This is a genomic window from Ruegeria sp. B10 (assembly GCF_056539825.1).
This window is the reverse complement of record NZ_JBQFVP010000014.1, coordinates 1-22,468: the sequence shown is the minus strand read 5'-3', so window position 1 is coordinate 22,468 and position 22,468 is coordinate 1. Positions and strand designations below refer to the sequence as shown.

Below are 22,468 nucleotides of genomic sequence, written 5' to 3'. Positions count from 1 at the left end.
CGGCTGAACACTCAGCCTTCAGGCTTTAGCCCTTTTTGCCGCACGCAGCATCTGACCCATCATCTGCCCAAACTTGCCCGAGCCGCGCTGATACAAGGCTCCATCAACCGCCATTACCGTGCCGCTAATATAGCTGGCCATGTCAGAGCTGAGGAAGAGGCAAGCATTGGCCACGTCCTGCGGTTGGCCCCAACGGCCCAATGGAACGTCCTTGCGCAGCGCTTCGCCCGCATCGGGTGTTGGCGCAAGGCGTTTGGCCCCTTCGGTGCCCTCGATAAAACCAGGCACGACCGAGTTCACACGGATGCCTTCGACGCCCCATTCCATGGACAGGGTTCGGGTGATCTGATCAACACCCGCCTTTGCCGCGCAGACATGCGCCTGCCCTTCGTACGGCAGATAGGATTGCGGGGCCGAGATGTTTATGATGCTGCCACCAGGTCGTTTGAGATAGGGATAGGCCCCTTTCAAAACATGAACGGTGCCCATCAGATCGATGTCGACAACGGTTTTGAACGCATTGACCGACATCTCGGACATCAGCGCCGGGAAATTCCCCGCCGCACCTGACACCAGCACGTCGAAATCGCCAAACGCGTCATGGAACTGTTTCAACCCCGCCGCCACGGCGTCCGGATCGCGCACGTCAAACGCCGCACCGATGGCCTCTGCCGCGCCTGCCGTTTTCAGCGCAGCGACCGTGTCATCCACTTTCTCTTGTGAGCGGCTGGCAACCGCCAACCTCGCGCCCGAGGCCGCGAAGGCCTCGGCAATGCCCCGGTTGATACCGCTGGTGCCGCCAATGACGATGACGGTCCGTCCTGAAAAATCCATGTACAGTCCCTTTTTTGGGTTTGTGGGGCGTTTCCTCGCGAGCAACGCCTTTAGAGGGAAACAAGCCTTTCCGCTTCCTGCAAGGCAGTTTCAAAATCACCAAACTTGCTGCTGCTGATATTTGACTGAACTTTGATTTCGTACGCTGCCTTTTCTTCGGTGTCGTATCTTCGAGCGAACTCCTTAAGAGTGTAGAGGCCACCCTCGGTCTTTGCGACTTCGAGAATTCGGGAACCACATTCAGAGTAGACTCTTCGAGGAGCATTCATGATGCAACGACCTTAACTAAAAAAGTAACCAACCAATCTACTCCCGTGATGCGGGAGCCCTATTCGCCGTAGGGCACCCAGATGTTTTTCACTTCGGTCGCAGCCTGAAGGAAGCGGCGGGAATGGTCCATGCTCCAGTCAAATGCCGTCGCGTTATTGACCCAGGTCCGTTTGAGGTTCCCGGCTGAGACGACCTCGATCTCTTTCGACAGATCTGTCGAAGAGAACGACCAGACCGCATCCACGTTCAGATGTGATGCCAGCGGTTTCGCCAGCTCCGCGTGGCTTGCGGTCAGGATATTGACCACACCGGCGGGCACGTCCGAGGTCTCGAGGATTTGATAGAAATCCGTCGCCGCCAGCGGATACGGCTCGGACGCCGCCAGCACCACCCGGTTGCCCATGGCAATCGCAGGCGCCATGGCCGAGACCAGCCCCAGCAGTGGGGCCTCATCCGCGCAGAGCGCGCCGATCACGCCAACGGGTTCTTTCATGGCGATTGCCACGCCCCGGATCGGAACGCCATGCACCTGACCGTCATATTTGTCGGCCCAGGCGGCTGCGGTGAACAGGCGCTGGATCGAGGCTTCGACCTCTTTCACGCCGTCTTTTTTGCCGGTCATGGCGTCGATACGGGCGGCGAACTCGCCCGCGCGGGCCGAGAGGTTCTCGCCGATATAGTACAGTATTTGCGCTCGTAGATGACCTGTGGTCTTGGACCAGCCTTTCGCGCCAGCGGCGGCCTCAACCGCGTTACGGACGTCCTTGCGGTTGGCCAAACCTACATGGCCCAGCAGGCCGGATTTGCCCCATACGGGTTTCGAGTACCCGCCATCCGGCCGGGCCTGCTTGCCGCCGACGTACATCTTGGCAGTGCGGTCGATGGGGTCCACCGAAGCACCTTCGCCCATGGTCGCCTCTACCTTCGCCAGAGGCTTGGCCTTGCCCTTGGGCTTGGTGTAGGCTGTCAGCCCCTCCCAACCGCCTTCGCGGCCAAAGCCGCTTTCCCGTACACCGCCAAACCCGGCGGCGGCGTCGAACAGATTGGTGGCGTTGACCCAGACCACGCCCGCAACCAGCTTGGGCGCAATATCCAGCGCGAGGTTCACATTCTCGGTCCAGACCGTTGCGGCCAGGCCGTAGCGGGTGTTGTTCGCCAGTTCGACCGCCTCAGCCGGGGTGCGGAAGGTCGAGGAGACCAGAACCGGGCCAAAGATCTCCTCCTGCATCAGAGGGTCCGAGGTCTCGAGTCCCGAGATCAGTGTCGGCGGATAGTAGCAGCCGTTTTCCGGCAACTCACAGGCTGCGTGGTGGACATGGCCTGCGGTGTTGCTATCGACCATGGATTTGATCGTCTGCAGCTGAACCGGGTCTACAACCGCGCCGACGTCGATACACTTGTCCAGCGGATCACCGATGCGCAAGCCGTCCATCCGGGCGCGCAGCTTGTCGTGAAAGCGGTCGGCAATGCCCTCCTGCACCAGCAGGCGGGAGCCCGCACAGCAGACCTGACCCTGATTGAACCAGATCGCATCGACCAGACCTTCGATAGCGGAATCAATATCGGCGTCGTCGAACACGATATAGGCGGACTTGCCGCCCAGCTCCAAAGTCAGTTCCTTACGCGAACCAGCCGTTGCCTCGCGGATACGCCGCCCCACAACGGTCGAGCCGGTAAACGCGATCTTGTCCACGTCCGCGTTTACGATCATCTCGCCCACCGCACCGTCACCGGTCACGATATTGACGACGCCCTTGGGTAGCCCGGCCTGTGAGCAGATATCAGCGAACAGCAGCGCAGTCAGCGAGGTATATTCGGCCGGTTTCAGAACCACCGTATTCCCCATCGCCAGCGCGGGCGCGATTTTCCAGGCCAGCATCAGCAGCGGGAAGTTCCACGGGATAATCTGCCCGCACACACCCAAGGCCTCAGCTTCGGGCAGCTCGCTCTCCATCAATTGCGCCATACCGGCGTGATAGTAGAAGTGGCGTTGCGCCAGAGGGATGTCGATGTCACGCGATTCACGGATCGGCTTGCCGTTATCCATGCTCTCCAGCACGGCGAACAAGCGCGCGTGTTTCTGCAACAGTCGCGCAATGGCATAGAGATACCGCGCCCGGCCTGCGCCACCCAGTTTCTCCCACTTGGGCTGTGCCTTGCGGGCAGCGGCGACGGCGGCGTCCACATCCGCCTGCTTGGCTTGGGTCAGCTTGGCCAGAACCTCTCCGCTCGCGGGGTTGCGACTTTCGAACCCTTTGCCCGGTTTGGTGAAACTCCCGTCGATATAGTGACCGAACTTGTCGCCCTGATCGACCAGCCAGGCCAGCGCCTCGGCCGCGCTTTCTGGGGCGGGGCCGTAATCCATGGTGCCGAAGATTTCTTTGACTGTCATGACTTCATCTTTTCCCAAATACTCATTGTCCCGTGCGTGCCGCAGGCTCAGCCGAGTGAATGACGATAACCGGCGGAATACGCGCCCGTCACATAATGTTCTAACTGCCGTTCGATATCGCCCAGAAGTGACGAGGCGCCAAAGCGGAACAGGTCCGGCTCCAGCCAGCGGTCGCCCAGTTCATCCTTGATCAGCGACAAATAAACCAAGGCATCCTTGGCCTTGGAGATACCACCCGCAGGCTTGTACCCCACACGATACCCGGTGCGGTCATAGTAGTCGCGGATCGCGCGGATCATCACCAGCGATACGGGCAGAGTAGCGTTGACGCTTTCCTTCCCGGTCGAGGTTTTGATGAAATCCGCCCCCGCCATCATGCAGACCAATGAGGCGCGGGCGACGTTGCGCAGGCTGCCCAGCTCTCCGGTCGCCAAGATGGCTTTGACATGGGCATCGCCACAGGCGGCGCGGAAGGCCTTCATCTCATCATACAAAGCCTGCCAATCGCCCGACAGCACATGGCGGCGCGAGATGACAATGTCGATCTCTTCCGCTCCGGCTTTCACACTCTCTTCGATCTCGGCAACGCGCAGATGGAACGGCGACAGGCCTGCTGGAAACCCGGTGGAAACGGCAGCCACCGGTATCCCAGTGCCTTTCAAAGCGGCAACGGCAGTCTCGATCATGTCGTGATAGACGCAGACGGCCCCTGTGGTGATTGCGGGCATATCCAGCGCTTGTAGAGTTGCCGGCGCAACCGGCTGGCGCGCCTTGGCGCACAAACGGCGCACGCGTCCTACCGTGTCGTCACCCGATAGGGTGGTGAGGTCGATCATCGTGACCGCCTTCAAAAGCCACGCAGCCTGATAGTCCTTCTTCACCGACCGCCGACCGGGCAGGGTTGCCGCCCGACGCTCGATCGCAGAGGTATTGGCCTGCACGGCGCGGACCCAATCCAGACCAAGGTCCATTCCAGGGTTTCTGGGTTCAGTGACTTGCGGCAGATGCGCGGTGCGCACGGGGCTGTCTGAGCGCTGCGGTTCCATTCTCACATCCTTTGGGAGGTTTGCGTCAAAATCGCACGGCTTGGCAGTAAATGGAAGGCAGCAGAGCGGCCTTGCGGTATTTTTTTGACCATTTGGACAAATAAATCGGGATTTTGTTGCGACTAATTCGCAATAGCATTGACTTAGTTGCGAGTCGTTCTCATATTTAATTGCAACAGGGTCCGAATTCCGGAGATCTACTATGATTCGTCGCAGTTTCCTTGCTGCTCTCGCTATCGTCGCTGCCATGCCACTTGCTGCATGGGCGCAGGCGCCGCTGAAAGTTGTGGCTACGACCGGTATGATTGCCGACGCCGTACGACAGGTTGGCGGCGATCAGGTCGAGGTTAAGGGCCTCATGGGTCCCGGCGTGGATCCGCATGCCTACCGTCAGACCCGCAGCGATATCGTCGCCATGACCCGCGCAGATCTGGTGCTGTGGCACGGTCTCTACCTTGAGGCGCAGATGGAGGATTTCTTTGAAGACCTCGGTCGCAAGCGGACCGTGGTCGCCGTGGCCGAAAGCGTCGATAAATCGAATCTGCGCGCGCATGATGACTATGCTGACAAATATGACCCGCATATCTGGATGAGCCCGGCCCTTTGGGCTGATGTGGTCACCAAGGTCCAAGAGACATTAACCGAAGCCCGCCCCGAGGCTGCCGAGATTTTTGCCGCGAATGCACAGGCGCATCTGGCCGAACTGGACGCTCTGTCAGCCTATGCAGAACAGGCCCTGACCGCAGTGCCCGAAGACAGCCGCGTTCTACTGACCGCCCATGACGCCTTTGGCTATTTCGGTGCGGCTTACGGCTATGAGGTGATGGGCGTCCAGGGCATCTCGACCCAATCCGAGGCCGGTCTGAATCGGATCGGAGAGCTGGTCGACACTCTGGTCGACCGACAGTTGACCGCCGTGTTCGTGGAAAGCTCGGTCTCGGATCGCTCGATGCGCGCGCTGATCGAAGGCGCTGCGGCCAAGGGGCACAAAGTCTCGGTCGGGGGTGAGCTGTATTCCGATGCCATGGGCGAGCCAGGTACATACGAGGGCACCTATGTCGGCATGCTGGATCACAATATCACCGTGATCGCAGGCGCCTTGGGGGCGGATGTTCCCGATCAGGGTCTGAATGGCAAACTGTCTGCGGGGTTTTGAGTGATGCTAGAGCTTGCAGCGGTTCAGGGTGTTTACGTCGAAGACCAAGGGATTGAGGCCAGCCCGCTGGCGGTGCGTGGTCTGACAGTCTCATACGGTCAGAAGCCTGCTGTATTCTCGGTGGATATGACGGTTCAGCCGGGAGCGATGACCGCGATTATCGGCCCGAATGGGGCAGGGAAATCGACGCTCCTAAAGGCCGCGCTTGGCATTGTGACGCCCTTGTCCGGGCAGGTGACTGTATTTGGTCAACTGCTCGAGGAACAACGTGCCCGGATTGCCTATGTCCCGCAGCGGGCCAGTGTCGATTGGGATTTTCCGACCCGCGTGATTGATGTGGTTCTCATGGGCCTGTCGCGTCAACTGGGCCTGTTGGGTCGCGTTCGCGCGCGGCACAAAGCGGCTGCAATGGATTGCCTGAACCGCGTTGGCATGCGCGATTTTGCAGATCGTCAGATCGGCCAGCTGTCCGGCGGCCAGCAACAGCGGGTGTTCCTAGCCCGTGCCTTGGCGCAGGACGCCGATCTTTACCTGTTGGATGAGCCCTTCGCCGGTGTCGATGCGGCCACCGAAAAAGCCATCATCGCAGTGCTGAAATCGCTGAAGGAGGCGGGCAAGACCGTGGTAGTCGTCCATCACGATCTGGCCACGGTCTCGGACTACTTTGATCATGTCTTCCTGATCAACACACGCAAGATTGCCGAAGGCTCGGTGGAGCAGGCCTTTACCGCCGAAACCCTGCAATCCGCATACGGAGGCCGCTTGGCCACCGCCCAAATCGACCAGATCTCGCGCGCGCTGGGGTAAAGAATGCTCTGGGATGCGCTCAGCCTGCAGCTTGGCTACAACGCCACGCTGGTTGCTATCGGTGCGAGTTTGCTGGGAGTCTCGGCCGGTGTGACCGGCACCTTTCTATTTTTGCGCAAACGCGCGCTGGTCAGTGACGCGATCAGCCATGCGACTTTGCCGGGGGTCTGTCTAGCCTTCATGTTGCTTGTGGCTTTGGGTGGGGATGGGCGTAACCTGCTGGGGCTGCTGGCCGGATCGGCAGCGTCGGCCTGGGTCGGTCTGCTCTGCCTGAACTGGCTAACCCGCCACACCCGACTGGCCGAGGACGCCGCAATCGGCGCAGTTCTATCGGTGTTCTTCGGTTTTGGCATCGTTCTACTGACCGTCATTCAGACCATGGGCGTTGGTCGACAAGCGGGGTTGGAGGGGTTCCTTCTGGGCTCAACGGCCGGGATGCTGTGGGTGGATGCCTTGATCATCGCGATCGGAGGCGCGACGACCCTGGCGCTTGTTATGATCCTGCGCCGTCCGATGACTTTGGTGGCGTTTGACCCGGAATATGCCGCGGCCCGAGGCTTGCCCGTGCATCGCATTGACCTTGCGATGATGGGTCTGGTTATGGCGGTCACCGTGGTCGGCCTGAAAATCGTCGGCCTGATCCTGATTGTGGCACTACTGATCATCCCTCCGGTCACCGCGCGGTTCTGGTCCGAGCGGTCGGATCGCGTTGTCTTGCTGGCCGGTCTCGCGGGTGGTTTGGCAGGCTATATCGGCGCCGCCTTGTCGGCCACTGCGCCGAATCTGCCGACCGGGCCAATCATCGTCCTGGTCAGCTTCGCCTTCTTCGTCTTGTCCCTGTTCCTCGCCCCGGTCCGAGGGGTTCTGGCTGCCGTTCTACGCCATCTGAGGTTCCAACGTCGGGTGCATATCCGGCAAGGGCTGTTGGCCTTGGCGCAAGGTCAGAAAATCTACGAGCCTTTGACCCTGCGCCTGTTGCGCCGAGCTGATCTTGTGCGCGCCGATGGCGTGGCGACCGAGGCTGGCAAAGCTCGCGCTGCCAAAGCGTTGCGCGATGAAAAACGATGGGAGGTCGTGCGCGCAGATCAGGCACATGAGGCGACTGCCGCGCTGTATGATGGTCTGCGCGATATCGAAACCGTACTGACCAAGGATCAGATCGTCGAAATAGACCGCCGCATCGGCGGACCACAGGGGGTTCCGGCATGAGTGGTGAGGAATTCGTACCCCTGTCTCTGACGCCGCTGCTGATTGGCTCCTTTGCGGCGATTGCCTGCGCCTTGCCCGGCAATTTCCTCGTGCTGCGCAAACAGGCGCTGATTGGGGATGCGATCAGCCATGTGGTGTTGCCCGGCATCGTTGTGGCCTTTCTGCTGACCGGAACGATCTCCACCTGGCCCATGATGCTGGGCGCGGCGGGCGCGGCGATCGTGGCCGTTACTCTGATCGAGGCGATCAGGAGGCTGGGTCAAATCGAGCCGGGTGCGGCGATGGGTGTGGTCTTTACCACCATGTTTGCGGCAGGTGTGCTGATTTTGGAGCAGACGGATACTTCAACCGTACACTTGGACGTGGAACATGCGCTGTATGGCAATTTAGAAAGCCTGATCTGGCTGGATGCGACGGGCTGGTCCTCGCTTTGGGACCTGCAGGCCTTGGCCGGGCTGCCGCCGGAACTGCCTCGGATTGCAGTGACGATGCTGGGTGTTCTGCTGTTCACATGGCTCTTCTGGCGGCCGCTAAAAATCTCGACCTTTGATGAAGGGTTCGCGCGTACTATGGGCATCCGCACGGGCGCGCTAGGGCTGGCGTTGGTCATCGTCGCCGCGATCGCTGCTGTTGCCGCCTTTGATGCGGTCGGTTCGATCATCGTGATTGCCATGTTCATCTGCCCCCCGGCTGCGGCACGCATGATGACCAACCGGCTGGAGACGCAAATCGCCTGGAGCGTGGGTTTCGCCATCCTCTCAGCTGTTTCGGGCTATGTTCTGGCCGGGTATGGCCCGCTTTGGCTGGGCGCGGCGGACGCCGTCAGCGCGGCGGGGATGATCGCCACAATGTCGGGCGTGATTCTGGCCCTGACCGCCCTCTTCGGCCCGTGCCGCACCCGGGTGGGCGCGCACACGCCTGCGTGAAGCGGCACTTTCCTGCCACCGGTTCCCGCAGGTCATCGGCTGAACTTTGCCCAGAGTAAATAAAGATGACTCTTAATAAGCAATTTAACTAATTGCATGTTAGGTCAATTACATTACCGGCTAACAACTACCACTCACTTCGGTAAGTCCGGGCAGGGTTTGGTGAGGGCGGCACAGCCAGCCCCCGAACACTGCCCGGCCCCCTCCGTTCTAGTACAGAAAGATCGGCTATTATTACGGTTCAATCCGGTGGCAGAATCGGGCCGTTATGTGCTAGGTCTGGTGGTATGGCGCAGACGACCCCCAATATCAGCGAAACACGACCCGTTATCCGGCAGCTCGACGATGCTGCGATCAACCGCATCGCCGCGGGTGAAGTGGTCGAGCGCCCGGCCTCGGCCGTCAAGGAACTGGTCGAGAATGCCATCGACGCCGGAGCCACCCGTATTGCCATAGATATCGCGGACGGGGGCAAGACCTTGATTCGTGTCACCGATGATGGCTGTGGTATCGCGCCTGGGGATCTGCCGCTGGCCTTGTCGCGCCATGCGACCTCGAAAATCGACGGGTCGGACCTTTTGAACATTCACACCTTCGGCTTTCGGGGTGAAGCTTTGCCCTCGCTCGGCGCGGTAGGTCGTTTGTCGATCATCAGCCGCGTTCCGGGGGCGAATGCGGCGTCGATTGCGGTATCGGGCGGCAAGATGGAGGCGGTGAAGCCCGCCGCCCTTCGTGCAGGAACAGTGGTCGAACTGCGCGATTTGTTCTTCGCCACGCCGGCGCGGCTCAAGTTTATGCGAACCGATCGGGCCGAGGCTCAGGCCATTGGCGATACGGTCAAACGCCTCGCCATGGCTGAGCCTTCCGTCACGTTCACCTTGCGCGATGTTTCGGGCGGAGGTGAGGGTCGCGTGACCTTCCGCGCCGACCGCGAGAACGGCGATCTTTTCGATGCCCTCCACGCCCGTCTGGCCCGCGTGATCGGACGCGAGTTCGCCGAAAACGCCCTGCAGATCGATGCGACGCGCGAAGGCATCCGATTGTATGGTTATGCTGCCCTTCCGACCTATTCGCGCGGAGCTGCGGTTGCGCAATACCTGTTCGTCAATGGCCGTCCGGTCCGTGACAAGATGCTAACCGGCGCGCTTCGGGCCGCGTATTTCGACTTTCTCAGCCGCGACCGCCACCCGGCTGCGGCGCTTTTCATCGACTGCGATCCGACGCTTGTGGACGTGAACGTGCACCCCGCGAAATCCGAGGTTCGGTTCCGCGACCCCGGCGTCGCGCGTGGATTGATGGTATCCGCCCTGCGCCACGCGCTGGCCGAGGCCGGGCATCGGGCGTCCTCAACTGTTGCCAACGCGACATTGGGCGCGATGCGGCCCGAGGCGCCTCAGCCTATCCCTGCGCGGGTCTACCAGATGGATCGCCCGTCCCAGGCGGCCCGGCAAGCCGCGTATCGGGCGCAATCCCCTGGTTTTGCCGAACTGGCAAGGGACTATAGCGGCAGCATTGTCGAGCCGACCCCGGTAGCAGCCCCGGTGACCGCCGAAGAACCTGCGCCGCAGGACCTGCCCTTGGGGGCCGCACGCGGTCAGGTGCATGAGAATTACATCATCGCGCAAACCGCAGACGGGATGGTCATCGTCGACCAGCACGCCGCGCATGAGCGGTTGGTCTATGAAAAACTCAAAACGCAGATGGCCGAGAATGGCGTCGCCGCGCAGGCTTTGCTGATCCCCGAGATCGTTGAGCTATCAGAAGGCGATTGCGCACGGTTGATGGCAGTGGCCGATGACCTCTCACGCCTTGGCCTGACGCTGGAGCCTTTTGGCGGCGGTGCCATTGCCGTGCGCGAAACCCCTGCCATTCTGGGCGAGGTCGATGCCCGGGCGATGATCCTGGATATCCTCGATGAGCTTGCCGATCAGGGCGACAGTCAGATGGTGCAGGCGCGGATCGAGGCGATCCTCAGCCGCGTTGCCTGCCATGGTTCGATCCGCTCTGGCCGCCGGATGCGGGCCGAGGAAATGAACGCCCTGCTGCGCGAGATGGAGGCCACCCCGCATTCCGGCCAATGCAACCACGGCCGACCCACTTATGTTGAACTGAAACTCAGCGATATCGAGCGCCTGTTCGGGCGCAGTTGATCCGGTCACGCGAAGCGTCTAATAAGATAGAAACAAAACGAGAACATACAGGTTTATATGATCGAGATTGCAGGCACCCAATATGCACTGAATGACCCCGTAATCCTCGTTGCGGGTGGCGTTCTGGCGCTGATCCTTTTGTTGCTGTTCCTGTCGCTACGGGCGTCGCAGCGTTCCGCGCGGATGGCAGAACCTTTGGCGCGTCAGATGGCACATCTGGGGCAACATGTGCAGGCCTTGGGGCAGGGGCAGGAGCAATTGCGCGGCGGGTTGCAGCATGTCTCGGACACGCAGGCCAATGCGCAGGTGCAGGTGATCCAGACGGTCGAATCCCGCTTGTCCTCGGTACAGCAGCAGATGAATGACCGGCTGGCCGACAATGCCATGAAATCGGCCCGTGCGCTGGCGGAGATGCAGGAGAGGATGAAGGAGTCGCTGCATGGGTCCTCCAAGCAGACTGCGACTTCGCTGACCCAGCTGCAAGAGCGGTTGGCCGCCATCGACAAGGCGCAGGACAACATCACCAAGCTGTCCGGCGATGTGTTGTCGCTGCAGGATATCCTGTCGAACAAACAGACCAGGGGCGCGTTTGGTGAGATTCAGCTGAACGACATCGTCTCCAAAGCGCTGCCGCATGACAGTTTCCAGTTGCAGGCGACCCTCTCGAACGGACGTAGGGCGGATTGTCTGATCCATCTTCCGAACCCTCCGGGGCCAATTGTGATCGACAGTAAATTCCCGTTGGAGGCCTATGAGGCGCTGATTGGATCGACCAATGATGCCGAGCTGAAGGCGGCGGTTCAGATGTTCCGCAGCACGGTGCGCAAACATATCAACGATATCGCTGAGAAATACATTCTGGATGGCGAAACAGCCGATGGCGCGCTGATGTTCCTGCCGTCCGAGGCGGTCTATGCGGAGCTGCACGCCAAGTTCCCCGAATTGGTGCAGGAGAGTTTTACCAAACGCGTCTGGATCGTGTCTCCGACCACCTGCATGGCGACGCTGAACACGATGCGCGCGATCCTAAAAGACGCTCGGATGCGGGAACAGGCGGGGGCCATCCGCAAAGAGCTTGGGATGCTGCACAAGGATGTCGAGCGTTTGGGGGATCGCGTTGCCAATTTGGATCGTCATTTCGGGCAGGCGGCCAAGGATATCTCGGACATCAAGATCAGCGCGGAAAAAGCTGGCCGCAGGGCGCAACGGCTTGATAACTTTGATTTTGAGGAACTTGCGCCAGAGGCCCCCTCGGAGGTCGTCCCTTTAACGCGGCACGAGGGCTGAGTGCGCATCCTGACAGACAGGTTGCAGAATGAAAAATGCGGCGCACCCGCCAGAAATTGACCAACTGCTGAGAACGGCCGAGCAGGACGCGGAACAGATCGTTGGCCTGTTGCGAATGGGTGTTGCGGCGGGACTTGGCGTCTTTTTCCTCGTCACAATCCAACCGGTTTCGAACAGCGGGCACGCAGTTCTGGAGCGCCAATGGGCGTTCGCGTTCGGAACCCTCTTTGCCTATTTCTTGCTTGGCTTCGTGACATGGATCGCGGCACGCAGGGGGCGCTTTTCGGGTTGGATGGCGTGGCCTGTGTCGGGTGCGGATTCCGTGTTCCTGATTGTCTCGGTTTGGTTGGGTTTGCTCAATACAGGCCTCGTTGGTGATGAGGTCTTCGTTTTGCCTGCCGTCTGGCTGGTTCCTGTGGTTCTGGCTTTCGGAGTATTGCGCGGCAACCACAAGGTCATGTTGATGCAGGTTGTCTTGCTGTCGCTAGGGTTTTTGTTCCTGATCGGGATAAATGCAGGATCCGCGCGGGGCCATACAGACAGTCCTATTTGGCTATTTCTGGCACCGCCGCCCAACCTGATCCGAGTCTTCATGATCGCCCTGGCCGGGGTGGTTCTGATCGTCGCCGCAAGGCGGGTTCACAAGTTGCTGTTTCAATCCATAACTGAGGCGCAGCGTCGCGCGAACCTGACGCGCTACCTGCCCTCACAGGTCGTGCAGGACCTTGGTGACAGCGGATTGGCGGCTTTGAAGAACGGACGCCGCCAGAAGGCCGGTTTGATTTTCATCGATCTGCGCGGATTCACGACACTGTCGCAACAGCTTGAACCGGATGAGGTCTCTGAGCTGGTGTCAGATTACAGACGCCGGGTCTCGGCTGTTGTGCGTCGGGAAAACGGTATCATCGACAAGTTCATCGGAGACGCGGTCATGATCGTGTTTGACGGAGAGCAGGCCGCAAAACGCTGCCTGAACTGCGGCGCAGGACTGTTGGACGAAATGGCCCGCTGGACCGCCGAGCGCAAATCGGCGGACCTCCCATCACTTGGCACCGGAATTGGCCTCCATTGGGGTGAGGTTTTTCTCGGCGTGATAGGCGATCAGGACCGGCTGGAGTTTTCGGTGTTCGGAGACGCGGTGAACATAGCCGCACGACTTGAAAGCCTGACCCGCGATCTGGAAATGGACCTGATCGTCTCGAACGACCTTGTGACAGCGGCCGGAGGGCCGGGCCTCTTGGACGGGCTGGTCAGCATCCCCCCGATCGAGGTCAAGGGCCGCAGCGGCGCGTTAGAGCTGTTGGGGGTTCCTATCCGGTCTGAAAACGTCGAAGTCGACAGCTAGCCCAAGTAGCAACTTACTGGATCGACAGGTCCAGATTGTAGCCCACGGTTTTGCCCGTATCCCGGTCATTTCCCATCAGATAGACACGGATCGTATAGTCTCCGTCTTCGGGCAGATCGATCCGGGCGGTGTTGCCGTCGATCGAACCGTTATAGATCGCGACGCCATCGCTGCCGGGGGGCAGGATGTTGAAATAGACCACACCATTGCCATTGGTGTCGCTGACCTTGAGGTCGGCAAACATCTCTTGCCCGGCTTTCGCGCCGAGCGAGTAGTCAAAATACTCATCTCCGGTCACGGTACCGTTGACCATTGTGCCAAAGTTGCCTGGCTCGAACTTAACGTCGGCCTTCATCTGGGCAGATGCGATTGTAGCAAAGCACGCAAAGCCAAGCGCAATCAAATATGTTCGGTTCATGAAATATCTCCTGTCAGAGGCAGTTCTGATCCGAACTATACACGATCAGATCCGCAGGAAGGGCTGGAAAAGGCGCGGCATCAGTTTGCTAAACTTCAGCGGTGCGTCCGTAACGGCCAGACAGATGCAATCCTCGGTGATGTCGGCCGTCGGCGTGTGATGCAGATCTTCATCTGCAATCTCGACATCGCCGCGTGCGAAGCGATCAACCTCATCCGAAAACGCGCCCTGAAGAACCATTGTCAGTTCCGTGCCGTTGTGGCTGTGATCCGGGACGGCGACACCTGCAGGAATGAACAGCAAGCGGGCGGTGGCCTCCTTGCTGGTCGGCAGGATCGCCTGTTTCACGCCCATGCCAATCGGTTTCCACTGAATGTCATCAACTGTCCCACCGACGTAGTCTTGCAGGGGGGTCGGCAGGATGGCGCAGCCCGGACGAGCGGGCTTGGGGGTCGGTGCGCCTTGCGAGATCAGGGCCATCGTTGCGGCAAGGGATGTGTCGCTCATGCTGACTGCATCGGGTTGTGCATCCAGAACATGTCCGCCCACGGCCTCGTAGCTTTCGGCGCGCGCACGGCAGTGGTCGCACAGCGACAGATGGGTTGCGACCATCAGGTCGAACGCCTCGGGCAGAGAGCCGGCGGCATAGGCCATCAGTAGCTCATCTGTCAGGTGATGTTTAATCGACTGGCTCATCTTGCTCATCTCAGTTCATCGCGTGGCGCAAGCGGTCCAGCGCCAACCTAATACGTGATTTGATCGTTCCCAGGGGCAACCCGGTCTGAGACGCAATCTCGCGGTGACTCAAATCACCGAAATACGCCTTCTCGATCAGCTCTCTCTGCGCTTCGGGCAACGCCAGCATGGCGGTGCGCAGCTGCGCGGTTTCCTGTTGCAGCGCAAGGACATCGTCTTGGTCCGGCTCAGCCTCGGGGCCCCATCCCAGTTCCTCGGGTTCAGGGCGACGTTGCTTGCGCAGGACGTCAATGCGCTTGTTCCGAGCGATGGTGAACACCCAAGTGGCCACCGTGGCCCGCGACGGATCGAACAGATGGGCCTTGTGCCACAAGGTCGCCATCACCTCTTGCGCGCACTCTTCGGCCAGCGCAGCGTCTGATCCTGACTTCATCAGGAACGCCTTGATACGCGGCGCGAAATGCTGGAACAGCTCGGCAAAAGCCGCCTGGTCCTGCGCGTCTCGGATGCGCCTGACATGTTCCACCCACTCGGTCCTGGTGTCGCAACTGCCGTTCGTTCCGTTCACCTGTCTACCCTTGATGCGTTTCTTTGCGCGCCAAGGCTGAGGGGCGGCCTGTTCAGCCGCAGGTTCGTCCAAGGTCACGGTATTGATCTCGGTAAACATAACCGGATTACGCGGGGGGCACCAAGGCGGATCACTTTCATGCGACAAAAAAAGTCCAAACCGGGGTGGATTCCGTATTTCAAATGACGTCTCCTTTCTGAAAAGGGAGCAAGTCGAACAATTTACGGGCAAAGCAGGACGCGCGGCGGAATGAAAAATATCGACCACATAGCAGGTTACACCTATCACGGTCGCAAAGGGGCGATTGAAAACGCCTTTCGCTATTCGGTCGATTACATCCTGCTGGACCCCGAGGCCGATCTGTCCACGCCGCTGCTTTTTTCGGTCGACCGCGTGAACATCACCAATTGGCGCAGCTCAGATCACGGTGGTGAACCGGGGCAGGGGATCGGAGCCCCATGGCTGCGCGCCCGGTTTGAGGAATTGGAGGTGCCCCAGCCCGCGCGGATCATGTTGCTGACGCAGCCGAGGGTTCTGGGCCATGTTTTCAACCCGGTCAGTTTCTGGTTCTGTTTCGATCAGGAAGGGCAGCTTTACGCCGTGGTCGCTGAGGTCACGAACACTTACGGGACGCGCCACAGCTATGTTTGCCACAAGCCGGGTTTTGCGGTCATCGACCCCTCGGACCGGGTGGTCGCGGACAAGCTGATGCATGTGTCGCCTTTCCAGATGATTGAGGGGAATTACACGTTCCGCTTCGACTATCGTCCCGACCGTGTTGGGGTTTGGATCGACTATGGGCGGGAAGGAGGCGGGCTGATTGCCACGCTGACGGGTCCGCGCCAGCCGCTGACCAACCGCTCTATACTATGGTCGTTGGTGCGGCGTCCGTTTGGTGCGCGGCGCACCTTTGCGCTGATCGTATGGCAGGCAATCAAGCTATGGATCAAAAAAGCCCGGTTTCGTCCGTTCCGCACGGCTCCTGTCCCGGATCAACCGGTGTCGCGGGTTCGGCGATAGTTGCCCCTCTGTTTGCGTAAGATCAAAGACTCAGGGCGCGTGTCGGGGTCTGATGTGTAGAAACCGCGAACAAGAGGAGCTGAAGGCATGTTGGAAATTTCGGCAAGGAAAGTGGCTCAGGTTGCCATGATGGGGCGTGAACTGGGACGGGCCGAAGGTGAGCTACGCGCCTTTGTCGACCGGATGAGCGAGGATGAGCAGGCCGAGCTGGTCGCCATTATGTGGATCGGGCGCGAAAGCTTCTTTGCCGAGGATCTGGCCGAGGCCATTGCCACCGCCAAGTCTGAGGCCTCGACCCCCTGCGCCGACTATCTGATCGGCACGCCGCATCTGTCGGACCATCTTGAGAACGGGTTGGATGCATTGGGCATATCGGCTGAGGATATCGAGAACGATCTGATGTAGCCGAAGGCTCCGGATAGCGCGTGCCATCGCGCTCCATCTTCCTAAAGAAACTTTAATGGAACGCTGCTTTTTGGTTAACGCAGCGTCCCTTTATTTGATGTCAGTACTGCACTGAAAATCAAATTTAGGAGGAAAAGAAATGGCACATACACATACTGCAGAAGCCGGGACTGGCCTCTTTGACGGTTTGTTCTCGAACTACGCGGACGCAAAGGTCGAGTTTTTTCGGAGACGCATTTTCTCGAACACGGTGCGTAATCTGGAAAGACTTTCGGATCACCAACTCGCGGATATCGGGATTGATCGGAGCGAGATTAAACAACGCGCCTATGAGAGCGTTTTCAACGGTGCCCCACTTCGACAATGAAACAGGGTCCGCGACCGTTCGCAAACGCCGTTTTTGTAATGAGTGAGGTAACGAATATGTTTGATGTCATCCCGCCCGCAAATCAGCCAACGCCATCCGCTACGGCTCTGCTGTTGTTTGATCGCGCCATGCGTATCAGGGCCATAAGTCCGGAAATTGTGCGTGCCGCGCAGTATCTGGATGGCTTGAGCGACAATCAGTTGGCCGAGTTGGGCATAAACCGCAGCGATATCGAGGACACGATCAATCGATATATCTGACGCTTAGGCGTCGTAACAAAAGCCAGGCTTAGAAATGGAAATAATACGATATTGAAGGCCATTCCAGACAAACTGGGATGGCCTTTTTCTTTCTACCGGCTGGTTAACCCAAGTGATCCACGATTTGCAGATGCTGCGCGAGCGTGTCGATTTCACCCATCCAGCCTTGCACCAGTTTCGGATCGCTGGGTGCTGCGTGAACGCCAGCGGGGATGGCGCGGTTCAGGACAGCCTCAACCGCCAGTGAGACCGGGATCGACACCAGACGCGCCATCGCGGTGCCGCGTTCATCGCCCCAGGCATCCATGACGTAGGTTTTGTTCCACACCTCAACGCCATCTTTCTCGGCTTTCAGGCCAACGCACAGCACAACGCGGTCGGGCTCGCCTTCGTCATAGGCGTTCTCGGTCCAGAACTGGTCCGACATCTCTTTCAGACGCGCGTCGCCTTCGGGGCCAGAGAGGGTCTCAATTTCGGAGAACACGTCGGCCCAGGCATCGGTCCAGCCGTTCAGGCGCAGGGTGCCGCGGACGAATTCTTTGACCGGCCAGTGATCCTCAAACTGGTATTCGGCCATGAACGGCAGCGAGTCACGATTGGGGTAGACCTCAAAGCTTTCTGGGGTGGGCAATGGTGCGATATAGCTGCTGATTGCGTCCCATGGGCGGGCGACGTCCAGCGGTGCGTAGTCGCGGATGGATTTTGACGGTGAGCGAAGCGCCTTGAGGACGCCCAGTGGCGACCAGCTGAACTTGTAGCGGAACGGATTCGGGTTCTTGGGGATGCCACCGCAATACGAGATGAAGCTCAGGTGGTTCTGCGCGTCAAAAGCATCCGAGGCGCGGTAGTCGGCCACCAAAGCATGCGCCATCAGGTGGTCGATGCCCGGGTCCAACCCGACCTCATTGACCAAAGCCACACCAGCTTCACGCGCCTTGTCGTCCAGCGCGCGCATTTCGGGCGCGATATAGGACGACGAGACGAAGTTCGCTGCTTTGGAGATTGCCAGCTCCGCCAGCGGCACGTGCCAATCGCCCGGCAACATCGAGACGATCACGTCGCGCTTCTCCAGCACCGCGCCCAGAACGTCGATGTCAAAGGTGCGAATGTCGTCGGTCAGGTCGCCGACCTCGGCTTTGGCCTTTTCGATGGTTCGGTTCCAGACGGTAACCTTGTGCCCGCCTTCGATCAGGCGGCGCAGGCCGGGGATGGCCGACAGGCCGGTGCCACACCAGTGAATCGTCATCGCTCAGATCCCTTCGATATGAGTTTTGTAGGTTTTTTCTGCCCGACCCCAGACGCCGCTGTCCAGATCGGTGAGCGTCAGCAGAGACGGCAGCAGTTGCGCTGCGTAGTCCTGCGAGCTTTCGACCGGCAGCATCGAGGGCAGGTTGTCGATGGCCATCACGTCCATCACCGGATCGGTCGCAACGCGCAGGGCGGGGGCCTCCCACGTGGTGGCGCGGTCATAGACCGGGACCGGGTTATAGTCGCTGTCCGGGTCACAGGCCACGTCGCCGATGGCTGTCAACTTGCGCGGCGCGGTCATCGCCTCGCGCGGAACAAAGACCGGCGTGCCGGGGCGCGCGAAGATGCAGTTCAGGAACAGGTCATGATCCAGGATTTCCGGGAATGGGCCTCCGCTGGCGGTCTCGGCCATGTCCCATTTGGTGACGCTGACACCCATGGCTTCGCACATATCTGCGGCACCCGTGCCGACCCGGCCCAACGCGCCGATAACGATGGCGCGAGGGCGGGTGCCGATGGCGTCCAACTCGGCCAGCAATTCGGCGTTCAGGGCGTCTTTGTTGGCATAGACGCCAACCGGCGGGCATTCCTGTCCGCGTTGCTGTGCGGCCCATGTTTTCAGCGTGACCGCGGCCCCGGCATAGCCAGCCCAATAGCCAAAGGCGGCGACGCGTCGGCCGTCTTCACCGACCAGATATTCCAGATCATAGAGCGTGCCGCCGCCCGCCTTGAACCGCTCTAGCAAAGCCCGACCGGAGTGCTGGCCCTTGTAGGCATGGCCGAACATAATGTGGCGATGCGGCAGGGGGGTGCCGTCCTCGGGCAGCTCTTTCAGGCCGAAGATGATTGCGTCTTGCGGGGCCTCGGGCCAGCTGTTTTCAGCCGCGATCTCGCAGCCCGCGTCCCTAAAGCCGTCCAGCGGGATAGCGCGGACAGAGCTTTCCTCGACCGTCACACGGATGCCAGCCGCGATCAACGCGGCAGCACCTTCTGGGGTCAACCCGACCCGTTCCTCGTTCGGGCGCTGTTCTGCCCGGACCCAGAGATGTGTCATCGTATTTCCTTTTGTCAGAGCATTCCGGCGGCATGGACCGCCTGAACCGAAGGGCGTGCCTCCATCGCTTGGCGGAAGGCGAGGATTTTGGGGAAGGCCGAGACGCCAACGCCGTCGCCCTCCAGCCAGCTGCACACCACGTAGAGGTAGGCATCGGCGAGCGAGAAGGCCTCACCTAGAACAAACGGCCCGCGCAGCCCGTTCGACGAGATGTATTTGCAGGACGCGGTCATGGTCTGCGCGACCTTGTCCTTCATATCCTTCCAGCTGGATTTCTTGTCGGCCCAGCGGTGCCCGCGCATTTTGTGGGCATGGTTCACATGCATGGTCGAGGCGAGGTAGTACATCACCTCGCGCATCCGCGCGGCCATGACCGGGTCTTCGGGGACCAACCCGGCCTGCGGGGCGATAGTTGCGATATAGTCCAGCAACGCGCCGGTTTCGGTCAGAATACCGCCATCCACCGCCAGCGCCGGAACCCGGCCCTTGGGGTTGATCTGCTTGTAGGCGGGTTTGGTCTGTTCGCCATTGGCAAAGTCCAACCGGATCGCCTCATAGTCCAGACCGGCCTCCTCCAGCGCTATGGCGACAGCGACCGAGATGGTGCGGGGAGCGTAGTAAAGCTGCATCGAGACCTCCTTACAGATGGGTTTGGGCGAACTGACGGTCTGGCGCTTCCAGATGCGGGGTCGCGTTGAACAGAACCGGGCTGAGCTGCGCTCCGATCGGATGCAGCCGGTGCATCGAAGTGTTCATAATGGCAAGCGCCACCCGCGCCATCGACGGGATATCCAGACCCATCGCCTGCCGGACCACCATCGAGATCAGCCCACCTGAGGTGACAACAATGGCCGGCCCACCCTCGGTTCCAATTTCATGCAGGGCATCACTGACGCGAGTTTCAAACTGTTCGAAACTTTCGGGCGCATCCTGGATGTCGCCAGCGGCCCAGGCAGCGAATGTGCGGGGCAGGTGGTCAACAAACCCTTCGCGATCTGTCGGGATCGCCACCCCGTGCTGTTCGTGAAACAGTTGCGCCAGGGTGAAATACTCGATCTCATTCAGGCGTGCATCGCGAACCGGCTCAGGCAGACCCATGCTGGCGGCGGTTTCAACATGTCGGGTCAGCGTGCCGCAATAGACGCGCGGATAATGTGCCCGCGTGTCGCGCAGATGCGCGCCCAGCCAGCGCGCTTGCTGGTGACCCAGATCGCTGAGCTTGTCATAGTTAACCTCGTCCCGCGCTGCCGTGTTGGCCTGACCGTGACGAACCAATGTGATATGTGACATGGCGGTCCCTCTTGCTGGCAAGTCTTAGGGCAGGTTCCGGGCCGGGGCCAGAGGGGTTCGGCAAAAATCGAAGGGTGATTGCAGGTTGCCGCCCGGGCGCTATGGTTGGCCGCGCAAGACGTTTGGGGGGAGTTCATGGCAATCAACGAAAACCGCTTTTTGGCCGATCTGCACAAGCTGCGCGAATTTGGAGCCTCGGGCGTGGGCAAAGGCGTCATCCGTCCCGCCTATTCCGAGGCCGACATTGCCGCCCGGACATGGCTTTCAAACCGGATGGCGGATGCAGGCCTGACCCCGCATTTCGATCCGGTCGGGAATCTGTTTGGTTTGGCGGACGGGCCGTCATTGTTGATGGGGTCACATAGCGACAGCCAGCCCGAGGGCGGCTGGCTCGACGGTGCGTTAGGCGTGATCGCCGCGCTTGAGATTGCGCGCAGCAGTGATCAGCCTGTCTCGGTCGTCAGCTTTCAGGATGAAGAGGGACGGTTTGGCGTCACCACAGGTTCGGCCATCTGGTCGGGCGGGCTGCCTTTGGATCAGGCGGACAAGCTGACCGACCACGCGGGCGTGCCTTTTGCCGCGGCTCGGGGTGCGATGGGCGATTTGACCGATGGCTTTGTCGATCCCACCCGCTTCACCGGCTACGTCGAGATGCATATCGAGCAAGGCCAAACGCTTGATACCCAGAAAGAGCAAATCGGCGTTGTCACCGACATCGTCGGCATACGCGATATGGTGGTTCAGTTCGACGGTCAGCAGAACCACGCCGGAACCACCCCGATGCACCTGCGTCGCGACGCGTTTCAGGCTCTGTCTGTGTTCAACACCCGTCTGAACGACCGGTTCCGAAACGTGGTTACGCCGCAAACCGTCTGGACAATTGGGCATGTAGATCTGCACCCCAACGCTTCGTCCATTGTACCGGGGCAGGTGCGGTTTTCGATGCAATGGCGTGACGGAGATGCGGACCGTTTGGCTAGGATGGAGGAGGTCATTCGCGACACAGCCGCCGAGATCGCCGCAGAGATGGGCATGGGCCTGAGCTACGGCCCGATGCTGGGGTTGAAGCCGGTGGCCATGGACCCCTCGCTCCGCGCCGCGTTGGAGCATGGGGCCGAACGGGTCGCGCCCGGCAAATGGCGCAGGATGCCCTCGGGCGCGCTTCATGACGCCACCAATGTCTCGCGCCTGATGCCGGTTGCCATGCTGTTTGTGCCGTCTATCAACGGAATCAGTCATGATTTCGCCGAGGATACCGCCGAAAGTGACCTGATCGCCGGGCTTCATGTGCTGGATCACGCCGTTCAAAGGCTGCAGCCAAAACCGAAGTGAACTGTAGCGAATACGCAAATTCTCGATTGTCTGCATGGCCATAGCCAAACTCCGAGTTGAACACGCGGCTTCGCAAACGTGCCAGTTACAAGCGCTAAGAAGATCGTCTGTTGCCTAACGGAAAAAAGTTTCCTATAGGAACATTACTGATGCATGCGCTCGTATACATGCCCGCTCTGGCTGCGGTTCTGGGCCGAAACACGAAGGCTGAATCGTTGCATTAGATCCAGCTTGGGGCAAACTTACAGGTATGCGTTCCGACCACTCGATACGAAAAGGTATCTGCCATGACCGACGCACCGAATCGCACTCCACTTTACTCTCTTCATGTTGAGTTGGGTGGCAAGATGGTTGATTTTGCGGGCTGGGAGATGCCTGTTCAGTATCC

Annotated in this window: 22 protein-coding genes; 12 read left to right on the top strand and 10 right to left on the bottom strand. The window is 60.0% G+C overall.

Annotated elements, in window-relative coordinates; translation table 11 throughout:
- Positions 1-18: 18 nt before the first annotated feature.
- From ACR0J4_RS18320 to deoC, 3 genes are all read right to left on the bottom strand, one after another.
- Positions 19-834, bottom strand: a complete 816-nt coding sequence (locus ACR0J4_RS18320; RefSeq protein WP_170643647.1) for an SDR family oxidoreductase — start codon at positions 832-834, stop codon at positions 19-21.
- A 328-nt stretch (positions 835-1,162) separates the two neighbouring features.
- Positions 1,163-3,496: an aldehyde dehydrogenase family protein gene (locus tag ACR0J4_RS18315; RefSeq protein WP_170643646.1), complete on the bottom strand. Its 2,334-nt coding sequence runs from the start codon at positions 3,494-3,496 to the stop codon at positions 1,163-1,165.
- A 47-nt stretch (positions 3,497-3,543) separates the two neighbouring features.
- A complete protein-coding gene (gene deoC, locus ACR0J4_RS18310) occupies positions 3,544-4,542 on the bottom strand; it encodes a deoxyribose-phosphate aldolase (protein WP_170643645.1) in 999 nt (332 codons plus the stop codon).
- A 202-nt stretch (positions 4,543-4,744) separates the two neighbouring features.
- Between deoC and ACR0J4_RS18305 the strand changes: the two genes are divergently transcribed.
- The 7 genes from ACR0J4_RS18305 to ACR0J4_RS18275 all read left to right on the top strand — a co-directional run bounded on the left by ACR0J4_RS18305 (position 4,745) and on the right by ACR0J4_RS18275 (position 13,422).
- Positions 4,745-5,698: a metal ABC transporter solute-binding protein, Zn/Mn family gene (locus ACR0J4_RS18305; RefSeq protein ID WP_170643644.1), complete on the top strand. Its 954-nt coding sequence runs from the start codon at positions 4,745-4,747 to the stop codon at positions 5,696-5,698.
- A 3-nt stretch (positions 5,699-5,701) separates the two neighbouring features.
- On the top strand, positions 5,702-6,505 hold the full coding sequence (locus tag ACR0J4_RS18300) for a metal ABC transporter ATP-binding protein (protein ID WP_170643643.1): 804 nt from the start codon (positions 5,702-5,704) through the stop codon (positions 6,503-6,505).
- A gap of 3 nt (positions 6,506-6,508) precedes the next feature.
- Positions 6,509-7,714, top strand: coding sequence for a metal ABC transporter permease (locus ACR0J4_RS18295; RefSeq protein WP_170643642.1), 1,206 nt, complete (start codon positions 6,509-6,511; stop codon positions 7,712-7,714).
- On the top strand, positions 7,711-8,640 hold the full coding sequence (locus ACR0J4_RS18290; RefSeq protein ID WP_170643641.1) for a metal ABC transporter permease: 930 nt from the start codon (positions 7,711-7,713) through the stop codon (positions 8,638-8,640). The genes ACR0J4_RS18295 and ACR0J4_RS18290 overlap by 4 nt, the downstream gene beginning before the upstream one ends.
- Before the next feature lie 287 nt (positions 8,641-8,927).
- Complete coding sequence (gene mutL / locus ACR0J4_RS18285) at positions 8,928-10,790, top strand: DNA mismatch repair endonuclease MutL (protein WP_170643640.1); 1,863 nt, start codon at positions 8,928-8,930, stop codon at positions 10,788-10,790.
- Positions 10,791-10,847: 57 nt separating this feature from the next.
- Positions 10,848-12,077: a DNA recombination protein RmuC gene (locus ACR0J4_RS18280; protein WP_170459724.1), complete on the top strand. Its 1,230-nt coding sequence runs from the start codon at positions 10,848-10,850 to the stop codon at positions 12,075-12,077.
- A 28-nt stretch (positions 12,078-12,105) separates the two neighbouring features.
- Positions 12,106-13,422, top strand: coding sequence for an adenylate/guanylate cyclase domain-containing protein (locus ACR0J4_RS18275; RefSeq protein ID WP_170555510.1), 1,317 nt, complete (start codon positions 12,106-12,108; stop codon positions 13,420-13,422).
- Between the two features lie 13 nt (positions 13,423-13,435).
- On the opposite strand, the gene ACR0J4_RS18270 is transcribed toward ACR0J4_RS18275, so the two are convergent.
- The 3 genes from ACR0J4_RS18270 to ACR0J4_RS18260 are packed head-to-tail and all read right to left on the bottom strand — an operon-like array spanning position 13,436 to position 15,062.
- Positions 13,436-13,840 carry a hypothetical protein gene (locus ACR0J4_RS18270; protein WP_170643639.1) on the bottom strand — a complete coding sequence of 135 codons (405 nt, stop codon included), beginning with the start codon at positions 13,838-13,840 and terminating at the stop codon, positions 13,436-13,438.
- Between the two features lie 45 nt (positions 13,841-13,885).
- Complete coding sequence (locus ACR0J4_RS18265) at positions 13,886-14,536, bottom strand: ChrR family anti-sigma-E factor (RefSeq protein WP_170473205.1); 651 nt, start codon at positions 14,534-14,536, stop codon at positions 13,886-13,888.
- A gap of 10 nt (positions 14,537-14,546) precedes the next feature.
- Positions 14,547-15,062 (bottom strand): sigma-70 family RNA polymerase sigma factor, encoded by a 516-nt coding sequence (locus tag ACR0J4_RS18260; protein WP_425084919.1) that lies wholly within the window; start codon positions 15,060-15,062, stop codon positions 14,547-14,549.
- A gap of 291 nt (positions 15,063-15,353) precedes the next feature.
- On the opposite strand from ACR0J4_RS18260, the gene ACR0J4_RS18255 reads away from it, so the two are divergent.
- The 4 genes from ACR0J4_RS18255 to ACR0J4_RS18240 all read left to right on the top strand — a co-directional run bounded on the left by ACR0J4_RS18255 (position 15,354) and on the right by ACR0J4_RS18240 (position 17,156).
- Positions 15,354-16,124: a DUF1365 domain-containing protein gene (locus ACR0J4_RS18255; protein WP_170643638.1), complete on the top strand. Its 771-nt coding sequence runs from the start codon at positions 15,354-15,356 to the stop codon at positions 16,122-16,124.
- An 87-nt stretch (positions 16,125-16,211) separates the two neighbouring features.
- Positions 16,212-16,529 (top strand): DUF3775 domain-containing protein, encoded by a 318-nt coding sequence (locus ACR0J4_RS18250; RefSeq protein ID WP_170379290.1) that lies wholly within the window; start codon positions 16,212-16,214, stop codon positions 16,527-16,529.
- Between the two features lie 139 nt (positions 16,530-16,668).
- Positions 16,669-16,896 carry a DUF1127 domain-containing protein gene (locus tag ACR0J4_RS18245; RefSeq protein WP_170643637.1) on the top strand — a complete coding sequence of 76 codons (228 nt, stop codon included), beginning with the start codon at positions 16,669-16,671 and terminating at the stop codon, positions 16,894-16,896.
- A gap of 56 nt (positions 16,897-16,952) precedes the next feature.
- Entirely contained in the window at positions 16,953-17,156 is a 204-nt protein-coding gene (locus ACR0J4_RS18240) for a DUF1127 domain-containing protein (RefSeq protein ID WP_170492715.1), read from the top strand.
- A gap of 103 nt (positions 17,157-17,259) precedes the next feature.
- On the opposite strand, the gene ACR0J4_RS18235 is transcribed toward ACR0J4_RS18240, so the two are convergent.
- The 4 genes from ACR0J4_RS18235 to ACR0J4_RS18220 are packed head-to-tail and all read right to left on the bottom strand — an operon-like array spanning position 17,260 to position 20,748.
- Positions 17,260-18,402 carry a saccharopine dehydrogenase C-terminal domain-containing protein gene (locus ACR0J4_RS18235; RefSeq protein ID WP_170643636.1) on the bottom strand — a complete coding sequence of 381 codons (1,143 nt, stop codon included), beginning with the start codon at positions 18,400-18,402 and terminating at the stop codon, positions 17,260-17,262.
- 3 nt (positions 18,403-18,405) lie between these two features.
- Positions 18,406-19,458 (bottom strand): saccharopine dehydrogenase, encoded by a 1,053-nt coding sequence (locus ACR0J4_RS18230; protein ID WP_170643635.1) that lies wholly within the window; start codon positions 19,456-19,458, stop codon positions 18,406-18,408.
- A 14-nt stretch (positions 19,459-19,472) separates the two neighbouring features.
- A complete protein-coding gene (locus ACR0J4_RS18225) occupies positions 19,473-20,087 on the bottom strand; it encodes a glutathione S-transferase family protein (protein WP_170643634.1) in 615 nt (204 codons plus the stop codon).
- 10 nt (positions 20,088-20,097) lie between these two features.
- The gene (locus tag ACR0J4_RS18220) at positions 20,098-20,748 is read right to left on the bottom strand and encodes a histidine phosphatase family protein (RefSeq protein WP_170643633.1); all 651 of its coding nucleotides are present in this window, start codon (positions 20,746-20,748) and stop codon (positions 20,098-20,100) included.
- Between the two features lie 135 nt (positions 20,749-20,883).
- Between ACR0J4_RS18220 and ACR0J4_RS18215 the strand changes: the two genes are divergently transcribed.
- Entirely contained in the window at positions 20,884-22,080 is a 1,197-nt protein-coding gene (locus ACR0J4_RS18215; protein WP_170643632.1) for a Zn-dependent hydrolase, read from the top strand.
- The last annotated feature ends 388 nt before the right edge of the window (positions 22,081-22,468 follow it).

Coding starts and splice junctions, on each gene's coding strand:
- ACR0J4_RS18320 (WP_170643647.1), bottom strand. CDS start 834: ATGGATTTTTCAGGACGGACCGTCATCGTCATTGGCGGCACCAGCGGT.
- ACR0J4_RS18315 (WP_170643646.1), bottom strand. CDS start 3,496: ATGACAGTCAAAGAAATCTTCGGCACCATGGATTACGGCCCCGCCCCA.
- deoC (WP_170643645.1), bottom strand. CDS start 4,542: ATGGAACCGCAGCGCTCAGACAGCCCCGTGCGCACCGCGCATCTGCCG.
- ACR0J4_RS18305 (WP_170643644.1), top strand. CDS start 4,745: ATGATTCGTCGCAGTTTCCTTGCTGCTCTCGCTATCGTCGCTGCCATG.
- ACR0J4_RS18300 (WP_170643643.1), top strand. CDS start 5,702: ATGCTAGAGCTTGCAGCGGTTCAGGGTGTTTACGTCGAAGACCAAGGG.
- ACR0J4_RS18295 (WP_170643642.1), top strand. CDS start 6,509: ATGCTCTGGGATGCGCTCAGCCTGCAGCTTGGCTACAACGCCACGCTG.
- ACR0J4_RS18290 (WP_170643641.1), top strand. CDS start 7,711: ATGAGTGGTGAGGAATTCGTACCCCTGTCTCTGACGCCGCTGCTGATT.
- mutL (WP_170643640.1), top strand. CDS start 8,928: ATGGCGCAGACGACCCCCAATATCAGCGAAACACGACCCGTTATCCGG.
- ACR0J4_RS18280 (WP_170459724.1), top strand. CDS start 10,848: ATGATCGAGATTGCAGGCACCCAATATGCACTGAATGACCCCGTAATC.
- ACR0J4_RS18275 (WP_170555510.1), top strand. CDS start 12,106: ATGAAAAATGCGGCGCACCCGCCAGAAATTGACCAACTGCTGAGAACG.
- ACR0J4_RS18270 (WP_170643639.1), bottom strand. CDS start 13,840: ATGAACCGAACATATTTGATTGCGCTTGGCTTTGCGTGCTTTGCTACA.
- ACR0J4_RS18265 (WP_170473205.1), bottom strand. CDS start 14,536: ATGAGCCAGTCGATTAAACATCACCTGACAGATGAGCTACTGATGGCC.
- ACR0J4_RS18255 (WP_170643638.1), top strand. CDS start 15,354: ATGAAAAATATCGACCACATAGCAGGTTACACCTATCACGGTCGCAAA.
- ACR0J4_RS18250 (WP_170379290.1), top strand. CDS start 16,212: ATGTTGGAAATTTCGGCAAGGAAAGTGGCTCAGGTTGCCATGATGGGG.
- ACR0J4_RS18245 (WP_170643637.1), top strand. CDS start 16,669: ATGGCACATACACATACTGCAGAAGCCGGGACTGGCCTCTTTGACGGT.
- ACR0J4_RS18240 (WP_170492715.1), top strand. CDS start 16,953: ATGTTTGATGTCATCCCGCCCGCAAATCAGCCAACGCCATCCGCTACG.
- ACR0J4_RS18235 (WP_170643636.1), bottom strand. CDS start 18,402: ATGACGATTCACTGGTGTGGCACCGGCCTGTCGGCCATCCCCGGCCTG.
- ACR0J4_RS18230 (WP_170643635.1), bottom strand. CDS start 19,458: ATGACACATCTCTGGGTCCGGGCAGAACAGCGCCCGAACGAGGAACGG.
- ACR0J4_RS18225 (WP_170643634.1), bottom strand. CDS start 20,087: ATGCAGCTTTACTACGCTCCCCGCACCATCTCGGTCGCTGTCGCCATA.
- ACR0J4_RS18220 (WP_170643633.1), bottom strand. CDS start 20,748: ATGTCACATATCACATTGGTTCGTCACGGTCAGGCCAACACGGCAGCG.
- ACR0J4_RS18215 (WP_170643632.1), top strand. CDS start 20,884: ATGGCAATCAACGAAAACCGCTTTTTGGCCGATCTGCACAAGCTGCGC.